The organism is Methylobacterium sp. WL120, from assembly GCF_008039465.1.
Taxonomy (GTDB): domain Bacteria; phylum Pseudomonadota; class Alphaproteobacteria; order Rhizobiales; family Beijerinckiaceae; genus Methylobacterium; species Methylobacterium cerastii.
In genome coordinates this window covers 1-16,281 of sequence record NZ_VRUT01000111.1, presented here as the reverse complement: position 1 = coordinate 16,281, position 16,281 = coordinate 1, and the positions used below count along the sequence as shown (strand labels likewise).

Sequence of the window (16,281 nt, the reverse complement as noted above, 5' to 3'; positions counted from 1 at the left end):
GAAGGGCTTCGTCGTCTTGGAGCGGCGCTGGGTCGTAGAGAGGACCTTCGGCTGGCTCAGCCATTGGGCCGGCCTACACCGCGAGCGCGCCGGTCGCCTTGACGTCGCAACGGGTCGCCTCGCCTGCGTCGCCAGCCTGATGGCCGCCAACGCCCTCAACAACCCAGCCTAAATGAAACCGCCTCAAACAGGCTCTCAGTGACATACCGGCCATCAAGACGTTCGCGTTTGGCCTGGAGCGGGACGGAACGGCGGTGCGCGCCGCATTGACGACGTCGTGGAGCAACGGTCAGGCGGAGGGCCAGATCAGCAGGCTGAAGATGCTCAAGCGGACCATGTACGGACGCGCAAGCCTCCCCCTGCTCCGACGGCGTGTCCTCCTCGCTGGGTAATCCACGCAAACTGCGAGAACCACAAATCAGGGGCAATCCCAAGAGCAGAGCATGGTCATGCCCCGATCTGCGTCTAGGGGCCGACCTTCGCCACCGGCCAGCCGTCAAGCTGCTCCCTCCACCAAACTCGATGATGAGCCACTTCAATGAGGGCGGACCCATTCCAAAAATCAGAGAAGATTCTTTAGTAGAAGACCTTGCATTCAGCAATTGATTTATCAAATGTTCCGAACGTACTTTCGATGTGAACGCCGCCACTGCAGCTGTCGCTGGTGACTTTTATATTCCATGAATGCGTAAAATAAACTTTGTTTTTTTGTTCGCTCCGAGTATCAATTCTGACGGTGCGCCCATCATATGTCGCGTAAGATCTACCCTTCATGCCTTCGTCTCCCTTGGGACTGTGTTTGCAGCGGACCGTATAATAGGTGGCGACATTTAAGGCAGCTTCAATTCCAGAACTGTGGCAGTCTGAGTCCTCCCCTCGGCTCGAAAGGAATATTTTTCGTCCTTTAAAAACTCGAATGGTTGTTGAGATTCCATTGGACTCCAAAAGTTCGATTCTTTTGAACCTTATTTCACTTGCTGAGCTTTCATCCATATTAATGAATATCGCTACAGCCGTCGTAAATAAAAAAATCTTCACTTCCATATCCTTTGCGATAAAATCAACTAATGTGGCGATGGTGCGTCAGTCAAGCGGTTTCAACCATCCAATTATTCAGATCTACAATTGCTTTAGAGATCGGCAGGATTGAAATGACGATAGCACAAACATACTGAACTGTCAGGGTGCTCGCGGAATACGAAGTTTCACGAGCACTGATTTCGCATCTTGATTGTCCGGGTCTAGTGCGAGCGCCTGCTTGTAGCTTGCGACCGCTCCGGCCGTCTCGTTTCGGCGTTCGTGATAGACTGCCATCGCGTATGGGACTGGGGCAGGCGGGGCTGCACCTGGATTACTTTCGTTAAAGCCTGTTTGGCCTCTTCGCCTTGACCCTTCGTTTCGAGTAGTCCGGCGCGTGCGAGATAGCGTGAGGCACGTTTGGGATGCCGCTCGATGGCGCGGTCGTATTCCTCCCGTGCGCCCGTAAGGTCACCCTTTCGCTAGTACACCTGTTCTCGCGCGACAATCGCCTCGGAGAAATAAGGATCACTTTTCATCGCGACGTTGAAGCGCGTCAGCGCGGTTTCGTCGTTGCCCTTTGCTGCGTCAACCAGCCCTTTTCCAAAATTCGCATATGCACTTGTGGAATGCTCTTCAAGAGCTCGGTCGCAAACGCCGCCTGCTCTCGGCTCCGCGAGCATTGCAAGAGCGCGACATTTGCCTACTATGGAGTTGGCCTTAGTGTCTGTTCGGCAACAGGTTGTGCAGTTTGAGCAGGTTGTGAATCAAGCGAGGGCTGAGAAAGGCCTTTGCTGATGTGGACGACCGAGAGCCGTGTTCGCTACGACCGGAGCGCCTTGCGCTACGCGAGCGACCTGACGGACGCGGAATGGGGGCTGATTGCGCCGTTGATCCCGCCGGCCAAACGGGGCGGGAACAAGCGCACGATCGAGATGTGGGCCGTGGTGGACGCCTTGATCGACGTGCTGAGCACGGGCTGTCAGTGGCGGGCCCTGCCCACGGATATGCCGGCCCGCAGCACAGTGAACCGCCCCGGGTTTCCCGGAGGCCGTTTGGTTTGAGTCAGGCGGCCAAGGCTTGGACCTCTGCCTGGGTATGATAGCGCGCTTCCGCCTCGGCGGGAGGCATGTTGCCGATCGGTTCGAGCAGCCGGCGGTGATTGAACCAATCAACCCATTCTAGCCCGTCTCATTCATTGGACGCTTGCGGACGGTGGTTTCTGGGCTGACGGCGAGCGGGATTCCGCGTCTGGTCTGACGCGTCTGGATTCGGATCGTTTTATCGGCGCTAGAGGGAGGGGCTTGGGTTCGTCGGGGCGTCACGGCCCGGTGGTTCAGGCCGGCGCCGGAGCAAGTACGGTCGCGAGGTGGCGCAGCAGGTCGGCTTCTGGACACGCCGCGGCGAAGGCGAGCCGGACGCGGGCAGTGGTCTCGCGGATCCGAGCGCCGAGCTTGAGCAGCCGGAGGCGGATCGTCGTGAACTCGGCCTTGGCGAGGCGATGCGTGGTCGGGATGGCGTCGCGCACGGTGAGCATCAGCCAGTAGGCCGCGGTGTGCAGGACGAGTCGCATCTGGTTGGCGGCCGGGTGCCGGCAGGAGGTGCGGTCGGAAGCGAGCTGGCCCTTGTGCAGCTTGATCAGGTTCTCGGCCTGGCCGCGGGCGCAGTACAGTTCGGCGTAGAGCCATGTCGGCGTGCCGGTCGCGATGTTCGTGACCACGTAGCGGATGTCGAGGCCGAGGCGGGTGGCCTCTATGCGAGCGGCGACACGGCGTTTCTGCCGCCAGGACTTGGCGGCGTGGGTGGTCTCGGCAAAGCCGCGCACCCCATCCTTGTCGCCGATGGCCCGCACCACCCGGATATGGTCGGCGGTCGGCTCGACCTTGGCGGCGAGCGCTTTGGTGCCGGTCAGGCCGAAGACGTAGCTGACGCCGTTGTCCTCGCACCAGTCCATCGCCTCGGGCCGCCCGTAATGGCCGTCGCCGCGAATGGTGATCGCGGTCGTCGGCCAGTGACGGCGGATCGCCCGGACGAGCCGGCGCAGATGGCCGCGGACCTCGCGACCCGAGGGTGTCTTACCCGACCGCAGGATCATCGCGACGGGACGGCTGGTGGCGGTGTCGTAGACGTGGATCGGCAAAAAGCAGCGCGCGTCGTGGTGGGCGTTGAACAGCGACAGCTGCTGCTGGCCGTGCACCACGTCGCAGGTGTCGTCGATGTCCAGGGTGACGGCGGCTGGCGGCACGGCGTAGCTGGCGCAGTATACCAATCGACGCTGAGGGTGACTCACGGGGTTTCGTTGCGTGGGCGGATCTGATTCGACGAGGCGAACCGGGAGGGTTTGCCATGTCGGCTGCGGTGGCGTTGCGGCAGGATTTCACGGCCGATGATCTGCGGAGGCTGGCCAGGGCCGGCCGGGATGCGGGTCAGGGCCGCCGTCTGCTGGCGTTGGCCGAGATTTACGATGGCGGCAGCCGCACGGACGCCGCCCGGATCGGGGCGGTGAGCCTGCAGACGGTGCGCGACTGGGTTTTGGCCTTCAACGCCGAAGGACCGGTCGGCCTGATCGACGGCAAGGCACCCGGCAACCGTCCCAAGCTGAACGAGACGCAGCGCCAGGCGCTGGCGCGGATCGTCGAGAGCGGGCCGGACCCGGATCGGCACGGGGTCGTACGCTGGCGGCTGAAGGATCTGGCCGGATGGATCTACGCCAGCTTCGGCGTCAGCCTGGACGAAAGCACGGTGGGACGCACGGTCAAGCACCTCGGCTTTCGCAAACTCTCGGCCCGCCCGCGCCATCACGAGCCGGATCCGGCCGCCCTGGTGGCGTTTAAAAAAGTCTGCCCTTCGCGGTGAACGCGATCCGCGCAGGCTTGCCAGCCGGCACGGCCATCGAGGTCTGGTGGCAGGACGAAGCCCGTGTCGGCCAGAAGAACACCCTGCCGCGTCGCTGGGCACGCCGCGGAAGCCGGCCCTCGGCCCCAAAGGACCAGCGGACCGCCCATGCCTACATCTTCGGGGCGATCTGCCCCGAGAAAGGCAAGGGCGCCGGTCTCGTCATGCCCCGTTGCGACACCTCCGCCATGAACGAGCATCTGAAGGAGATCAGCCGCATCGTCGATCCCGGCGCCCATGCCGTGCTGATCCTCGACGGCGCCGGATGGCACATCGCACACGACCTCGTCGTGCCCGACAACATCACCCTGCTCACGCTGCCGGCCTGCGCACCGGAACTCAATCCGGTCGAGAATGTCTGGCAATTCCTGCGCGACAACTGGCTCGGCGACCGGATCTTCACCTCCTACGACGACATCCTCGATCGGTGTTGCGACGCCTGGAAACGCTTCGTCGCCCAACCCTGGCTCATCATGTCCATAGGACTGCGCCAGTGGGCCTATCGGTTATGATCAATGCCGGTTGGTAGTAGAGGTCGATCAGCACTCGCCCGAGGCGGATCAGATCGCGCAGGACGGGGGTGTTCTCCATCCGCGAGACGGTGGGCTGGCTCATCAGGTCCGCACCGCTCTCGGGCAGCCGCCCGCAGGCGAGCTTGAAGGCGGGGTCGGCCCGCAGATGGTCGAGGTCGTCGCCATCCTCGTAACCACAGGCAATCGCCAGGATGCGGGCAAGCAGGATCTCGGGCAGCGGGTTCACGACCCGGCTCGGATCGCGTCGATCCGGGATCACGGTCGCGAGCTTCTCGGCAACGCCCAATCGACGGGCAGCCTGGGCGAGCAGCATGACGCCACCGTCCGAGGTCAGGCGTCCGCCATCGAAGGCGGCTGTGAGCTTCTTGCCCCGCACGGATGGAAACGCGAACGGGAGACCCGTAGGATCGAATATGGCAGGCGTGGCGGGCTCGATCTGGTCTGGGGGCTTGGCGTCAGCACCCAATCCCTAAGCCAGATCAATGCTTTACGCTACGCTCGCCACTCCAGATCCACCGTCCTCATGAATAAGACGGGCTAGGGTGGCGTATTCCACTGCCTCGAAGGATCGCCACGGCCCGCCTCGATGGATCACCTCAGCCTCGAACAGGCCGATCACCGTTGTGAACCACGCCAAGCGCTCGGCCTCGAGGGCAGGTTCCGGTCGCGCGAAGAGAAATGCGTGATCAGGCGACAGCCGTTGACGGATCTGAGCCATCATGGCCCCGTACTGCGTGGTGAGGCGATGGTCGACCAATTCCAGCCCCGCGACGCTAGTGACCGTCAGAACTCCGGCCATGCCGTCCATCCGTCCTGCACACCGCTAAAGGTGGCCGGGACGAAGGCTGCCGCGGCGCGGACCGGTAACGCTCGCAAGGGCCGCGCGACACACCCGGTGCGGCTGCCCTCTCCGCCGCGGCTGGCCCTATCGTGCATTCTCTTCTCCAACTTACGAAGGCTGTACGGCCGTGAATCGCTCAGCCAACTTTCAGACAGAGAGATTTCTGTGACAGCTGAAATCGCCAACGCTATAATTTATTGACATCTTGTCGTGACACTCGCCTAAATAGCGAAATACCCTCCGTAGTTTCGCCACGGCGGCCAAGCCGGATCATGTTTATGACCTCCAGGGTCCTGCTTGTGGTTTCTGCGTCTACAGTTCACCTTGCAAGCTGCGGCGGCGAGACACTCGCATCTATCGCCGGAATGCGCGGCGGACGGGCCGCGTCGGGCGGGCCAGATAGTGGCAGCGGGCATTGAGTGCTGACGGTATGGTGTTCAGGGGGGCAGCTAGTCTGTGCGGCCGTTGGCTGGCAAGACTGAAAGTCGGCGCGTGGTTCACGCTCCGCGCGGGCGCCGTGCTGATGGCGGCTTCCGTCATCCTTTCGGAGGCGCAGGCCCTCGCTCCGGGCAAGGCTGTCCACGAGCCGATGGCTCGTAGCACCGTCTATGGCCGCCGCTACGCCGTTCTCGTCGCGCCGGGACCCGCCCTATCCGGTGCGACCGCAACTGCAGATCTCTACGTGAGGAAACTTCGGCAGCTAGGATTTATCCTCACTACGATCGGCCCATCGCGGCGCTTCGATGCCGACGCTGCGATCCGCGACCTCTCTAATCTACCCGCCGGCTCCGAAGTCGCGCTTTTCGTCGTGGGGCGGACCTATGCCCGCGACGAGAGCGACATCTTTATCCTACCCGAGGATTCGTCCCCAAACGCCATTGCCGATTCAACGGCCTTGCCGACCGAGGCCTTGTCCTTCGGACTCATACTCAGGACGCTCAAAAAGAGCCGACCGTCGCAGTTCGTCGGCATTGTCACCAACTGCCAACGCCTCGACGATCCCCGGGAGTCGTGCTCCCTCGCGCGGATGCCAGGCGCGGAGGGCGTGAGCCTGATCTCGGCCCAAGCCGGGGAGACAGAGTCCGACCATGAGGCCAGCTTCGCCCGGACCTTGACTGGCCTCATGAGCGACGAGGGGCTCGTCTTCTCGGGTCTCTTCGCCCGGCTAGGGGCTTCCGTCGAACGCGGTGTCTTCTCGCTGAGGCGCTCGCCGGAGATCTCGACGTCTTTCGCCTTCGCGCCCGCCCGCTACTTCTCGACGCTCGACACGCCCTGCAACAACCTCGGCGAGGGGGTGCTGTCTCTCTCGGACGCGCGCGCGCGGGTCTCTGCCTGCCACATCGACGAGCAAAGGTTTGATAACGCGCGGCACTTCGCGACCGCCAATCTTCACGCCCGGGAGCAGTTGGCTTTCGCGGAGACCGATGAGCCGTGCGGCCCGACGTTCCAAGCGGCGGCCGACCGTTATCGGAGCGCCTACCCCTTTCGGACCTTCGAAGCCGAGTTCGAACGGCGTGTGGCGGCCTGCAATAGGCCAGCCCCCACTTTGGCTCCGAGCCGCACCCGCTTCGTCAGTCAGACTGGCTGGAGCTACGATTACGACAGTATGCTTCTGTACGTGTCGCCGGACGGACACGACGTCGACGAGGCGCCGAAGACACAGGTCAGCACCGTTTTCCACTCGCGTGACCTTGGCGCGACCGTTGTCATCTACGTGCAGGTCCTGGCGAACGTGCAGTGCGTGACCCCAGAGAATTATCTCCGGTTCGGCAAGGTCGGGAAACGGTCCGTCTCTGTGACCTATTCCGAGGCCTCAACCACGCCGCCATTGGGCTATTATGGCTGGGCTCTCAAAAGTCGCGGCATAAAACTTCCCAACCAGCCCGTGCAGGAGGTGACGAGCATCGACATCGTCACTACACGCCTCACCAGCCGAAACCAATTTCTCCATGTCGGAGGCCGTTTTCCACCTGCGCAGGCCAGTGTCTACGAGGCCGAGGTATTAAAGATCTGGCGTTCCATGATGCCGCCGCAGAACGACTTTTACCGCGTGACCTGCGCGAACTGACGTCTGAGCGTCCTGTTAGCCGAAAAGGCGGCCCGCACCTTGGTCCCGCATCGAGCTCACCCTATTGGCAGAACTCTCGAAATCTCGTGTCCCTCGCCTGAACGTCCCGCTGCTCGCGGCAAAGTTTGTTGAGGGCGTCGCTCTGACGTGGTGAGCGTTCGCGCCACGCGCTGTAGTACGAACCAGCCCGAGCTGCGTCGGGCCGCGGCACTGCGGTCCGTAGGACCTTGTCCCCCACGGTTGGATCGTAGAACTGGCCCATGCGCCACGAAGCCTCCTCATCAGTGCGCCAGTCGATTTCATCGAAAGCGCGGAAAGCAGCCGGGCCGGCATCGGCTTTGAGGGCTGCGAGGCCGGCCGCTCGGAGTTCGCTCGCCGCGGCGTTGGACTGAACCAGCCGCTCGATCTCGGAGGTCACGCGGATAACGGCCTGTTGGCGCTCAGCGCGGTGCTTCGACTCGTCTCTAGCGTCGCACTCCGAGATCTGAGATTCGATCGGCCCTCGCCAGCGGCTCGCCGGGTAGGCGGTGAGGAAGCCACGGGCCATCTGAAGGTTGGCGCAGTCCCTTGGGATCGCCTTTAGTGTGGCCTGCTCGACGGCGATCCCGAATTTCTTCTTGAAGGTCTCGGCGAATGACCACGTCTCTGTCGCCTTGCGGCAGCTCTGGATGAGTGCGTCGGTATCGGTCATGCGGACCTGTTCAATTGTAAATGTAGGATCAACCTCGTTACAGGGGGTCTGCATCCGATCGAGCAGGTTTGACGGCCAAAATTCGAAGGTGTTCGACAGAGCGAGCGTCGGCGTCACGGTCAGGTTGCCGCCGACGAATTCCTTCTTGAGTCGCTCGTAGAAGCTCAGGAAGTCGGCGCCCTCGATCGTCATGGCCTTCAGGATCGCGTCACCGCCCGATGGCCGCCACGCCAAGGGGCGCCCGTCGCCTTGAGGGGCGGTGATGCGGCTCGTGGCGACGATGCCGACATCGGCGGCGGCGCTTGCTGCCCTGGCGACAGGGTTGATCGCGCAAGCCTCGTTGGCGATGGGGACACATTCGTCCACGATTACCGACAAAGTGCGCGGCCCTTGCCGGGAAACCCGTCGAAGGGTGTCACTGAAGCGCAGCGCTTCGGTAGGGAGCGAGCCGGGCTGTGTCTCGACCTCCGACGGCGCATCACCGGGCACGATCCACACCTCCTCGGCCGCCGAGACAAACCGACCGAGAGCGAAGACCGCTACGTCGTCGCCCGTTCCGATCTTGCCGGCGGCCTCGCGGAGTTGGCGGTCCAGATCGGGACGGTTGGCCGAGCTGACCGTAACGGTCGTAAAACCGAGCTCGTTCAGCCGCCTGCCGATCGCTGCCGCATCCTCGCTTGCCCGGGCAGCGCGGGCGAATTGCGCCGGATTGTCGCCGACGATGAGGATGCCAACCCGGTTCGGCACTCCGGTCGCGCGGGCTACAGGCTCGCGGATCGTCGCGTCGGCTGCGAGCACCGCGGTCGAAGTGGCCATAAAGGTGACCGCAAGGAGGATCGCGCCCGCACCCGCCGCCGTCTTTCGCGATCCACCGGTCATGATCAGTTCCTGCACTCGTCGGCAAATTTTGCGTTCGCGCGCTTGAGGTCGGGATTAGCGCCGCAGAGTCGGTTCAAGGCTTCTGCGCAACGGGAGGAGGTCCGCTTACAGTAGCTGTAATAGGGCGATGCGCGCTCTGGGCGGCGGTTGTGCACAGATGCGTACACCGCATCGGTCACGAGCGGATCGAAGATTCGCGCAATCTGGAAGGCGGCCTCTTCGTTCTGCTTCGGATCGACGACTTGTTCGAAGGCTCGGAGGGCGATCACGGGGTAGCCCGCAGCGAGGGTCTTCCGGCCCATCTCGACGAACTGCGAGTCCGTGGCGGAGCCGTTGATTAACGCGTTCAGCTGCCCCTTGGCGTCAGCTTCGGAGAATACCGGCGTCTGCGCGGGGCTTGGAGAGTGTACCACGCGGGTGCCGCCGCGCGGGCAGCCAGCGATGCCTGCCATCCCACAGAGATCGGCGGTGCCGCTGAGCTGCACGGACGCCGCCATGCAGACTCCCGCGAAGACAGCAAAGCCGAGCCAAAGCGGCAGACGCGACCGCACCTTCGGCGGAGGCGAGTCGCCTTTTGGCTCGGACGGCCACGCCGGCGGAGCGGTCAGCGTGTGTTCCGGCTTGAGCGGCGCAACTGGCGGCGGGAGCGGCTCGGCGGCCATGATGGCGGTCGCTGGGCGCGCGCTCCACAACTCTCGCCCATAAATGAGATCGACTGCCGGGCGGGCCATTTCGGGCCAACTGACGATGCCGAGTTCACCGACGCTGTCCACAAAGATCTCGATCCGCTCGAACTCGCCGATCCGACTCACCACCATCGGGCCGACGCGGGCGATGCTCGTCTCGCTGTTCGTCTCGACATCGTGGAGTTCGAGCCAAGCAATCTCCGGCTGCCAGCCTTCCTTGCCGAGGTGGCGTGGCTCTTCCTCAACGCGCTGGAACGACAGCCGGACGGGAGTTGGCACCCGCCGGCCAAGGTCGATCCGCGCGTAGCCAATGCTATCGTCGTCTTCCCACACCCTCAGAGCCATGCGCCGCTACTTTGCCTCCGCCCGCAGCCCGTCGATGACTGCCTTGAGCCTGTCGTTCTGCCCAAGGTCGACCTGGATGCCCTCGGAGCTCGTCGCGTTGTCCTCAACAATTTTGTAGAAGCCGGCGAACCAAGCGCTCGCGTACTGGCTCGCGAACGGTTTCGCCTGCGCGCCGAGGCCTTTCGCGTCGAAGGCGACCGAGCGAGGCTCGAACGCTTTCGACGCCCCGTCGATGTCCGGCCGCCGGTCGGCCGGGGCCTTGCCGTAGCCAAGGTCCCCAACGACGCGATTGATCTCAGCGCAGGCCACTAGCGCGATGCGGGCGGCGTTCTCTGGCTCTGGATGCGAGCCACTGACATGCTCGGCGATGCGCTCGGCGAGCTTTTCCTGCAGCTTTGTTCGGCGCACGAGCCCGATGATCTCGTCGACGATCTCCTTGGTCTCCTCTCGCGGCACGTGTGTGGTGCGCGAGACGATCTCGCTCTCCGCGAGGCGGCGGAGGCGGGCGATGAAGGCGTCGATGGCGTGCTGGGCGAGCTGATGCTCCACCCGCTGCCGCACCGGTGCCTCGACCCGTTGGGCGCGGGCAGCTCCGGGACGGATTACACCGGAAACAGAGAACCGGGCCGCGGCTCCGTCCGGCGTCGAGAAGCCCGCGCGAAGGGCGGAGTAGATCAGCTCCGACATTTCGGTCGTGTCGACCATTAGGAGGCGCAGGAAGGTAGCAAAGGTCCCCTGGTTGATCGCCACTTCGAGGGTATCGAATACCCTTCCGGCCACCTCGCGGCGGGCGGTGAGCCGAGTGCCTACGTCGAGGGGAACGTGAAACCGCTCGATCAGGGCGACGATGTCACGGCCAACCTCCGACAGGGCCGACATGACCTGCTTTTCCTTCAGGTCCGGACGGCAGACGAATTCCAGGTTCTCGACGATGTATCCTGCGCCGCCGTCGTTGAGCCTTAGCCCCTCGTCAAAGGCACGGGCCGGTTCGGCGAAGTGGCGCTCCGCCTCGGGGATTGAGAGGAACCCCTCCCGCAGCTCGTCGATGCGCAGTTTCACCTCAGGCAGGATCTCGACCTCGCGTCGGCCGTCGTAGCGGATGATCGAGGGGGCCGGGTAGTTCGGGTTACGGAACCAGTAGGAGTTCGAAAAGGGCTTCCCGGGCGTCCATTCGTGCGGCCAGCTGTGTGCCTTGCCGAAAAAGCCGAGCAGCGAGGCCTCCATGCGGGCCCTAAACCGCCCGGAGGGCGAGGCCGTGTCGCCCGCCTTGTCGATGAAATGGGTGTCGAACCACGTCAGCACGAAGAATAGCCCAACCGGGCTGCCGAGGCGCGCCTGCGGAGTGCGACCATGAGTGTCGCCGATCCATTCGTCGATCATATCCGGTAGCGTAACGACTTCCTGCGCGGAGGGGCGCACGCAAAGCATCATTGCGGTCAGCTCTTGCTCGGCCACGTAGCGGTCGAAGAGGTAGGCAACCTTGCCGCGCAGGAACGTTTCCTTCAGGCCCGACTCGTTTTCCGCGAGGTAGGAAGCAAGGTGGAACTTCTGCCGACTGCGGGCGCCGGGGAAGTCGAGCAGGTCGGTATGCGCGAACATCGCCCGCGGCTGTTGCGCCATCTCGATGCGAAGCTCAGCGATCAGCGCGGTCGCCAGCGCGCGGGGCAGCGGGATCTTGCCGCCTGCCGCGTTCTGCAATTCGATCGACGCCTCGTCCTGGAGTCCGAGCTTGCCTAGTGTCGCGACGTCAATGACGCTGTTCTCACGGGGCAGAAGGGCCCCGATCGGCGCGTAGGCTTCGGAAGCGCGACCAAGGCGCTCGACCGCCAACGTCAGTGCTTTGTAGAGCCAAGTGAATTTCTCGTGCCGTCCCCAAAGCCATTCGAATAGTTTGGCTCGGCCTTCGAGATCAAGCTTCGGTGCAAGGCGCTCGACGTCCTTCCAGTAGTTTGAGACAATGTCGATTAGCCGGTTGCCGACAAAGTGCTTCTGAAAGTAATCCTGCAGGTCGATGATGTCGTCGACCGTCAGCCCGCTGTTGAACCGCGCGACCGCCGACAGTGACTCGACCGTTTTCTGCAAGTCCTCAGCTGAGGGAACGTCCTCTTTAGTCTGATCGCCCTCATTGAAATAAGTGTTTCCGAGAATTTTAACGATGTCGAGTTCGCTCAGGAGCCGCAGCGAGACCGGGAAGCCCGAGGGCGTCGGCTTCGCAAGCTTCTGCGTCGTAAAGCGGGTCACCAGGCCGGTCGATTCCTTCTCGCCGGCTGGATTGATGTTCTGAAGGAAGTCGATCGGATCGAGTCCGTCGAAGCGTGCTTCCAGCGCCGCTCCACCCTCCGGGCTCGCGATGACGCTGACGAGATAGGACTTACCGACCTGGCTCGGGCCGAACACTGCCACGCTCATGGAACGGCCGGCGGCCGCTTCCAAACGTTGCGCCTTGATGCCGAGCTTGCGCACCGAGCGCGCGAGGATGGCGCGCTCCGGGCCAATCCGCTCGACGTTACGGGCGTCGTCGAGCCACGCCTCGGCCTCGCGGCTCAGGGACGCGACGGACTTGCAGGCCGCGATGAGGGTTTCCGAAGTCACGTTTGCTATTTCCCCACGCCCATCATCCTACCGCGAGTACGCCGGTGTCGAGCCAGTAGCCCTGCTCGCGATCCATGGTGTCGAGGGAGAAATCCATTTTAGGTTTCACATCCTTGCCGGATAGGTCCATCGCGTTGGCGATCTCAAAGTCCTCCTTCATTGATTCTGTTTGGATCAACGCGTCGGGTTGATCCTCGTCGGGTCGGTCGCCCTCGCGACGCTGGATCGTAACAGCGATGGGCGTGCGGAATTGTGCGTTGTCGATGCCCGCATGGAGCCGAAGGCGGTAAAGCGGCGTGGCGATCCAGCGCTCCAACGGCAACTGACGGTAGCCGATCCGCATCCGCGCATAGTAGCGGAAGGTCGCCTCCTGACCGGCCGCACCCTTGGCATCGAGATCGAGATCGTTAAAGTATACATCTCCGCTCTCGATCCGATTGTTGCCGTCGAGCTTGCCAATGTATTTGGCGGTTGAGCGCAATCCCATCCGTCCTGTTTCCAGGGCGAAGTTGGTGAGCTGCTGGTTTTCCGCCAGCGCGCAGAGCATCGCTCCCACCACCGTTGTGGTCTTGGGATCACCGATCCGTCGGTTGTCCCGGTCGCGGAACGGGTACCAGTTGCCCGCCTGATAGAGATGCATCGGCACTACCCGATCGGGCGTAACCGCGAGCCGGTTCGCCAGCAGGTCGACGACGGCGGGCAACCGCGAGGGGCGCCCGGTCAGCAGGACGACGTCCGGATCGAACTCGTGGACCAACTCGCAGAGATTGTCGAAGACATCGCCGAGCACCGCGTTTACGGCTTGGCGAATCACTTTAAAGTCGCTGACGAAAACGCAGTCGGCGAGTTTGACATTCAGGGCTCCGGCGGCGTGGGCCGGAGCTTCGATGAAGTCGAGGAGAGCCTTGGCAGGCATGCCGCTTTCCTTCTTCCGCCCCGCCGGGGTTGGAAAGAAGTCCGCGAAGCTGCGCTGGGTGCTCGCCTGCTCCTCGATCATTGAGTGTTCGGCGGCGTCGCCTAGCATGGCGAGGCCGATCGGCTCCAGTACTCGGCGCACGAACTGTCGGCGCTTATGCTTCTCCAATTCCGACATGTTGGCCCGGTCGCCACCGAACAGCTCATTCAGCAGGCGGCGAGGATCCACCATCCCAGCCTCACGCAGGTGGGTCTCAATGGGCGGCAGCACGAGCCGTTCGATCACCTGCTTTAGCAGATCGTCGCCGGCGATGCGGAATCCCTCGCGGAAGTTTTGGACCGGCCGTAGGAGAGTGTTGGCTTCTTGATAATAGGTCGTGATCATTAGGTCGGTGGTGCCACCGCCGATGTCGATGGAGGCGATCCGGACGGAACGCTCCTCTTTGGCATCCGGCGCCGGTAGCTTCTCTGGTTCGGCGAAGCGTCGCGGCCTGCCGATCAGATCCATAAATCCGCGGATCGAGCCACCAAGCTTCTGCGTGATCTCGCCGTAGAGGTAGACTAACTGGACGCAACTGGCCTCGTCCCAGGCGACATGCACGGCTGGCGGGAAGACTCCACGCGGCGGCTTTTCCCACCATCCCATTAGCTTCCAGATCAATTTGACCGCCCCTTCCGCCCGTGAACGCAGGAGACGCTGTTCCTGTACCGGCATGGCGGGGGGAAGAGTGAGGATGATCCGCCGCAGCCGCCGCGGCGCGTCGCGGGGGGCCCGGTCCTCGCGCACTGCCGGATCATTGATCATCACGACGGCCTGCCAGATGATTTCAGCGACCATGAACGTAAAGAAGGAAGAGCGTGAGAACGACAGGTGCTGCGCTCCGACCCTGTCGTCGCTACGGACCTTAAGGTTGTATTTTCGCCGGTCGTATTCCAGCTGCTCGATGACGTCGCCGCGGCTGTTGACAAATTGCCGGATTGCCTTGTCGATAAGCGGGCTCGACTTCCGTCCAGTGTCGTAGGGGTCGTAGTCGCGCTCCGCGAAGCGCCATTCCTGTTGCAAAGCACCGGTATCGCAGAGATAGCGCTTCGGACTCGACAAGCCAGTGACAACCTCATTGCCGTGGGCTGATTGCCGGAAGCGTGCCGCTTCCGGTCCAACACGAACGGGGCTCGGCCAGAAGAAAGCGCGGCTCACGCCCGAATGGACCGAGAGGTGATCGCGGCCGAATCGGGCCTGCGCGAGCTCGACATGGCTCTCGAAGGGGTCCGAATAGACTCGTTCCGGCTCACTTAAATCGCGCAGATGCATCACGAAGGAGTTGTTGAGGTCGACTCGGTTATCGTTCGGTCGCGATTCGATGCAGATGCCGCAGGTGCGGCTGTTGCCCACGTCGAGGATCAGATCGACGGCGATTGGCTGGATGACGGGCGCGTCCGATACCGTGTCCAGCATCCGCACGACCCTGGGTTCGATGGTCTGGGACAGGTATTCGAGGAAGACGAGGTAGCGGGCGATATGTTCGAGGACCGGGTCGTCCTCGTTCTCCCGCAGGGGGCGGCCGGGCCGCTGTGCTTGCTTGAACTCACGGAACATCTCCAGAAGCCAGGCCGGCACCCATTTCTGGAACTGCGACAGCGCCTCGCCGTCTTCGCCGCCGAGGGCCGCGCCGAGATACCAAGCGATTTCGCGATACTTGTACGCGAACCGGAACTCATGTTCGGTTTCGGCATCTTCCGGGCAGGGTGAGGTATAGGGGCGGTTGGCGCGCCGGTCGCGTAGCTCCGTGTCAAAGGCGAAGGTCACGTAGTGACTGACAGGATCCTCGGGCGCCCGATCGACGATCTCGACGATCCGCGCACGAGCCCAGTTAGTAGGGCCGAGGTCGAACTCCGCGCGACCGTCTGGGTCGATCTTCACCCGGAGCATGGGCAGCGGCACCCACTTCTCCATAAAAATTTCAAGGGCCGCGCGCTCAGAGACGGTATATTCCTTGTCGTTCGGCCGAGCGCTTTCCTCGATGCCGTTGCGCGGGTCGTTCTCGTCCCATGCCGGGATGAGCTGATAGGGAATTTTGCCGTTGACGGGCGGCGCGCTTTCCACCGGGCGCTCGATGAAGCGCCGGGACATGCGTCCGGCCTCCTCGGCGCGTAGGGCGTAGGTGAGGAACTGCACGCCGCTATGTGGCGTCAGACGCACGGCGGCGGTCGATGGATCAATCAGCTTGGCGAACATTCGCTCCTCAGTGCTTCTGGCCGGGCGCGGGAGCCGGTGCCCCATCAGTCGACGCTCCGCCGGCACCGCCGACGCGGCAGGGCTGCCCCGAGGGGGTGCGTCCCTCGGTGACGGGCACTGCCTCGGGCGCGCGCTCCGCAAGCGGGAGGTTGAAGGTGAATATCCTTATCCCCTCGCTGCTTCCGAACTTCGTGGCAGTCTTGGACCGATGGTCGATCACACGTCCCCGGTAGGTGAGGTAGACGTCGAAGGGGAGCCGCGGGATGTTGGGGCCCTTCTTGGCATAGGGCGTCACCACGGCCGTATATCGGCCGGGCGGAGCCTGGGCGAGATCGGTCCAGATGATGTGCTCGACGGGCGACGGTGAGACGGATGTAGCGTTCACATCGAAGTCGAAGGTGGCGCCGCAGCCGAGCTTTGCGTTGTAACTGACCTCGGTGCCGTCTGGGCAGACAAGCGAGAGATCTAGATCCGAGGCGCCGGCCCACTTCAAGTCAAGTTCCAGTTCCCCGCGATTGGCGGTCGTGGGCAGTTCCACCGGCGAGCAGACCTCTTCGTTGGGCGGGGGCACCGGGGACGGCGG

Annotated in this window: 10 protein-coding genes and 5 pseudogenes; 6 read left to right on the top strand and 9 right to left on the bottom strand. The window is 63.2% G+C overall.

Annotated elements, in window-relative coordinates; genetic code table 11:
• The 3 genes and pseudogenes from FV229_RS18745 to FV229_RS18735 all read left to right on the top strand — a co-directional run.
• A partial coding sequence (locus tag FV229_RS18745; RefSeq protein ID WP_147753412.1) for a transposase occupies positions 1 to 172 on the top strand: 172 nt, incomplete at its 5' end.
• A 31-nt stretch (positions 173 to 203) separates the two neighbouring features.
• Positions 204 to 392: pseudogene (locus FV229_RS18740) on the top strand (ISL3 family transposase); the annotation flags it as partial.
• 428 nt (positions 393 to 820) lie between these two features.
• The gene (locus FV229_RS18735) at positions 821 to 1,150 is read left to right on the top strand and encodes a hypothetical protein (RefSeq protein WP_147753411.1); all 330 of its coding nucleotides are present in this window, start codon (positions 821 to 823) and stop codon (positions 1,148 to 1,150) included.
• 349 nt (positions 1,151 to 1,499) lie between these two features.
• Here FV229_RS18735 and FV229_RS18730 read toward each other — a convergent pair whose 3' ends face one another.
• Positions 1,500 to 1,700 (bottom strand): hypothetical protein, encoded by a 201-nt coding sequence (locus FV229_RS18730; RefSeq protein ID WP_147753410.1) that lies wholly within the window; start codon positions 1,698 to 1,700, stop codon positions 1,500 to 1,502.
• A gap of 114 nt (positions 1,701 to 1,814) precedes the next feature.
• Here FV229_RS18730 and FV229_RS18725 point away from each other — a divergent pair.
• Positions 1,815 to 2,045: pseudogene (locus tag FV229_RS18725) on the top strand (transposase); the annotation flags it as partial.
• A gap of 308 nt (positions 2,046 to 2,353) precedes the next feature.
• On the opposite strand, the pseudogene FV229_RS18720 reads toward FV229_RS18725, so the two are convergent.
• A pseudogene (locus tag FV229_RS18720) lies at positions 2,354 to 3,286 on the bottom strand (IS1380 family transposase); the annotation flags it as partial.
• Positions 3,287 to 3,363: 77 nt separating this feature from the next.
• Here FV229_RS18720 and FV229_RS18715 point away from each other — a divergent pair.
• Positions 3,364 to 4,424 (top strand): IS630 family transposase gene (locus tag FV229_RS18715; RefSeq protein ID WP_187275193.1). Its coding sequence is split into 2 segments (ribosomal slippage): positions 3,364 to 3,856 and positions 3,856 to 4,424, totalling 1,062 coding nucleotides; the frame shifts between segments, so codons are not numbered across the junction.
• 16 nt (positions 4,425 to 4,440) lie between these two features.
• On the opposite strand, the pseudogene FV229_RS18710 reads toward FV229_RS18715, so the two are convergent.
• Both FV229_RS18710 and FV229_RS18705 read right to left on the bottom strand, forming a co-directional pair.
• A pseudogene (locus tag FV229_RS18710) lies at positions 4,441 to 4,860 on the bottom strand (transposase); the annotation flags it as partial.
• 72 nt (positions 4,861 to 4,932) lie between these two features.
• Positions 4,933 to 5,244 (bottom strand): hypothetical protein, encoded by a 312-nt coding sequence (locus FV229_RS18705; RefSeq protein WP_147753408.1) that lies wholly within the window; start codon positions 5,242 to 5,244, stop codon positions 4,933 to 4,935.
• A gap of 565 nt (positions 5,245 to 5,809) precedes the next feature.
• Here FV229_RS18705 and FV229_RS18700 point away from each other — a divergent pair.
• Positions 5,810 to 7,354, top strand: a complete 1,545-nt coding sequence (locus FV229_RS18700) for a hypothetical protein (protein WP_147753407.1) — start codon at positions 5,810 to 5,812, stop codon at positions 7,352 to 7,354.
• A gap of 61 nt (positions 7,355 to 7,415) precedes the next feature.
• Here FV229_RS18700 and FV229_RS18695 read toward each other — a convergent pair whose 3' ends face one another.
• From FV229_RS18695 to FV229_RS18675, 5 genes and pseudogenes are all read right to left on the bottom strand, one after another.
• A complete protein-coding gene (locus FV229_RS18695) occupies positions 7,416 to 8,924 on the bottom strand; it encodes a hypothetical protein (protein WP_147753406.1) in 1,509 nt (502 codons plus the stop codon).
• A 2-nt stretch (positions 8,925 to 8,926) separates the two neighbouring features.
• A complete protein-coding gene (locus FV229_RS18690) occupies positions 8,927 to 9,955 on the bottom strand; it encodes a hypothetical protein (RefSeq protein WP_147753405.1) in 1,029 nt (342 codons plus the stop codon).
• Between the two features lie 6 nt (positions 9,956 to 9,961).
• Positions 9,962 to 12,547: a virulence factor SrfC family protein gene (locus FV229_RS18685; protein WP_147753404.1), complete on the bottom strand. Its 2,586-nt coding sequence runs from the start codon at positions 12,545 to 12,547 to the stop codon at positions 9,962 to 9,964.
• Positions 12,548 to 12,569: 22 nt separating this feature from the next.
• Positions 12,570 to 15,698 carry a virulence factor SrfB gene (locus FV229_RS18680; RefSeq protein ID WP_147753403.1) on the bottom strand — a complete coding sequence of 1,043 codons (3,129 nt, stop codon included), beginning with the start codon at positions 15,696 to 15,698 and terminating at the stop codon, positions 12,570 to 12,572.
• A gap of 7 nt (positions 15,699 to 15,705) precedes the next feature.
• A pseudogene (locus FV229_RS18675) lies at positions 15,706 to 16,281 on the bottom strand (hypothetical protein); the annotation flags it as partial.

What these genes read in the sequence shown, in the direction of transcription:
- FV229_RS18690 (WP_147753405.1), bottom strand. Translation starts at nt 9,955, where the DNA reads ATGGCTCTGAGGGTGTGGGAAGACGACGATAGCATTGGCTACGCGCGG.
- FV229_RS18695 (WP_147753406.1), bottom strand. Translation starts at nt 8,924, where the DNA reads ATGACCGGTGGATCGCGAAAGACGGCGGCGGGTGCGGGCGCGATCCTC.
- FV229_RS18730 (WP_147753410.1), bottom strand. Translation starts at nt 1,700, where the DNA reads ATGCTCGCGGAGCCGAGAGCAGGCGGCGTTTGCGACCGAGCTCTTGAA.
- FV229_RS18705 (WP_147753408.1), bottom strand. Translation starts at nt 5,244, where the DNA reads ATGGCCGGAGTTCTGACGGTCACTAGCGTCGCGGGGCTGGAATTGGTC.
- FV229_RS18680 (WP_147753403.1), bottom strand. Translation starts at nt 15,698, where the DNA reads ATGTTCGCCAAGCTGATTGATCCATCGACCGCCGCCGTGCGTCTGACG.
- FV229_RS18700 (WP_147753407.1), top strand. Translation starts at nt 5,810, where the DNA reads ATGGCGGCTTCCGTCATCCTTTCGGAGGCGCAGGCCCTCGCTCCGGGC.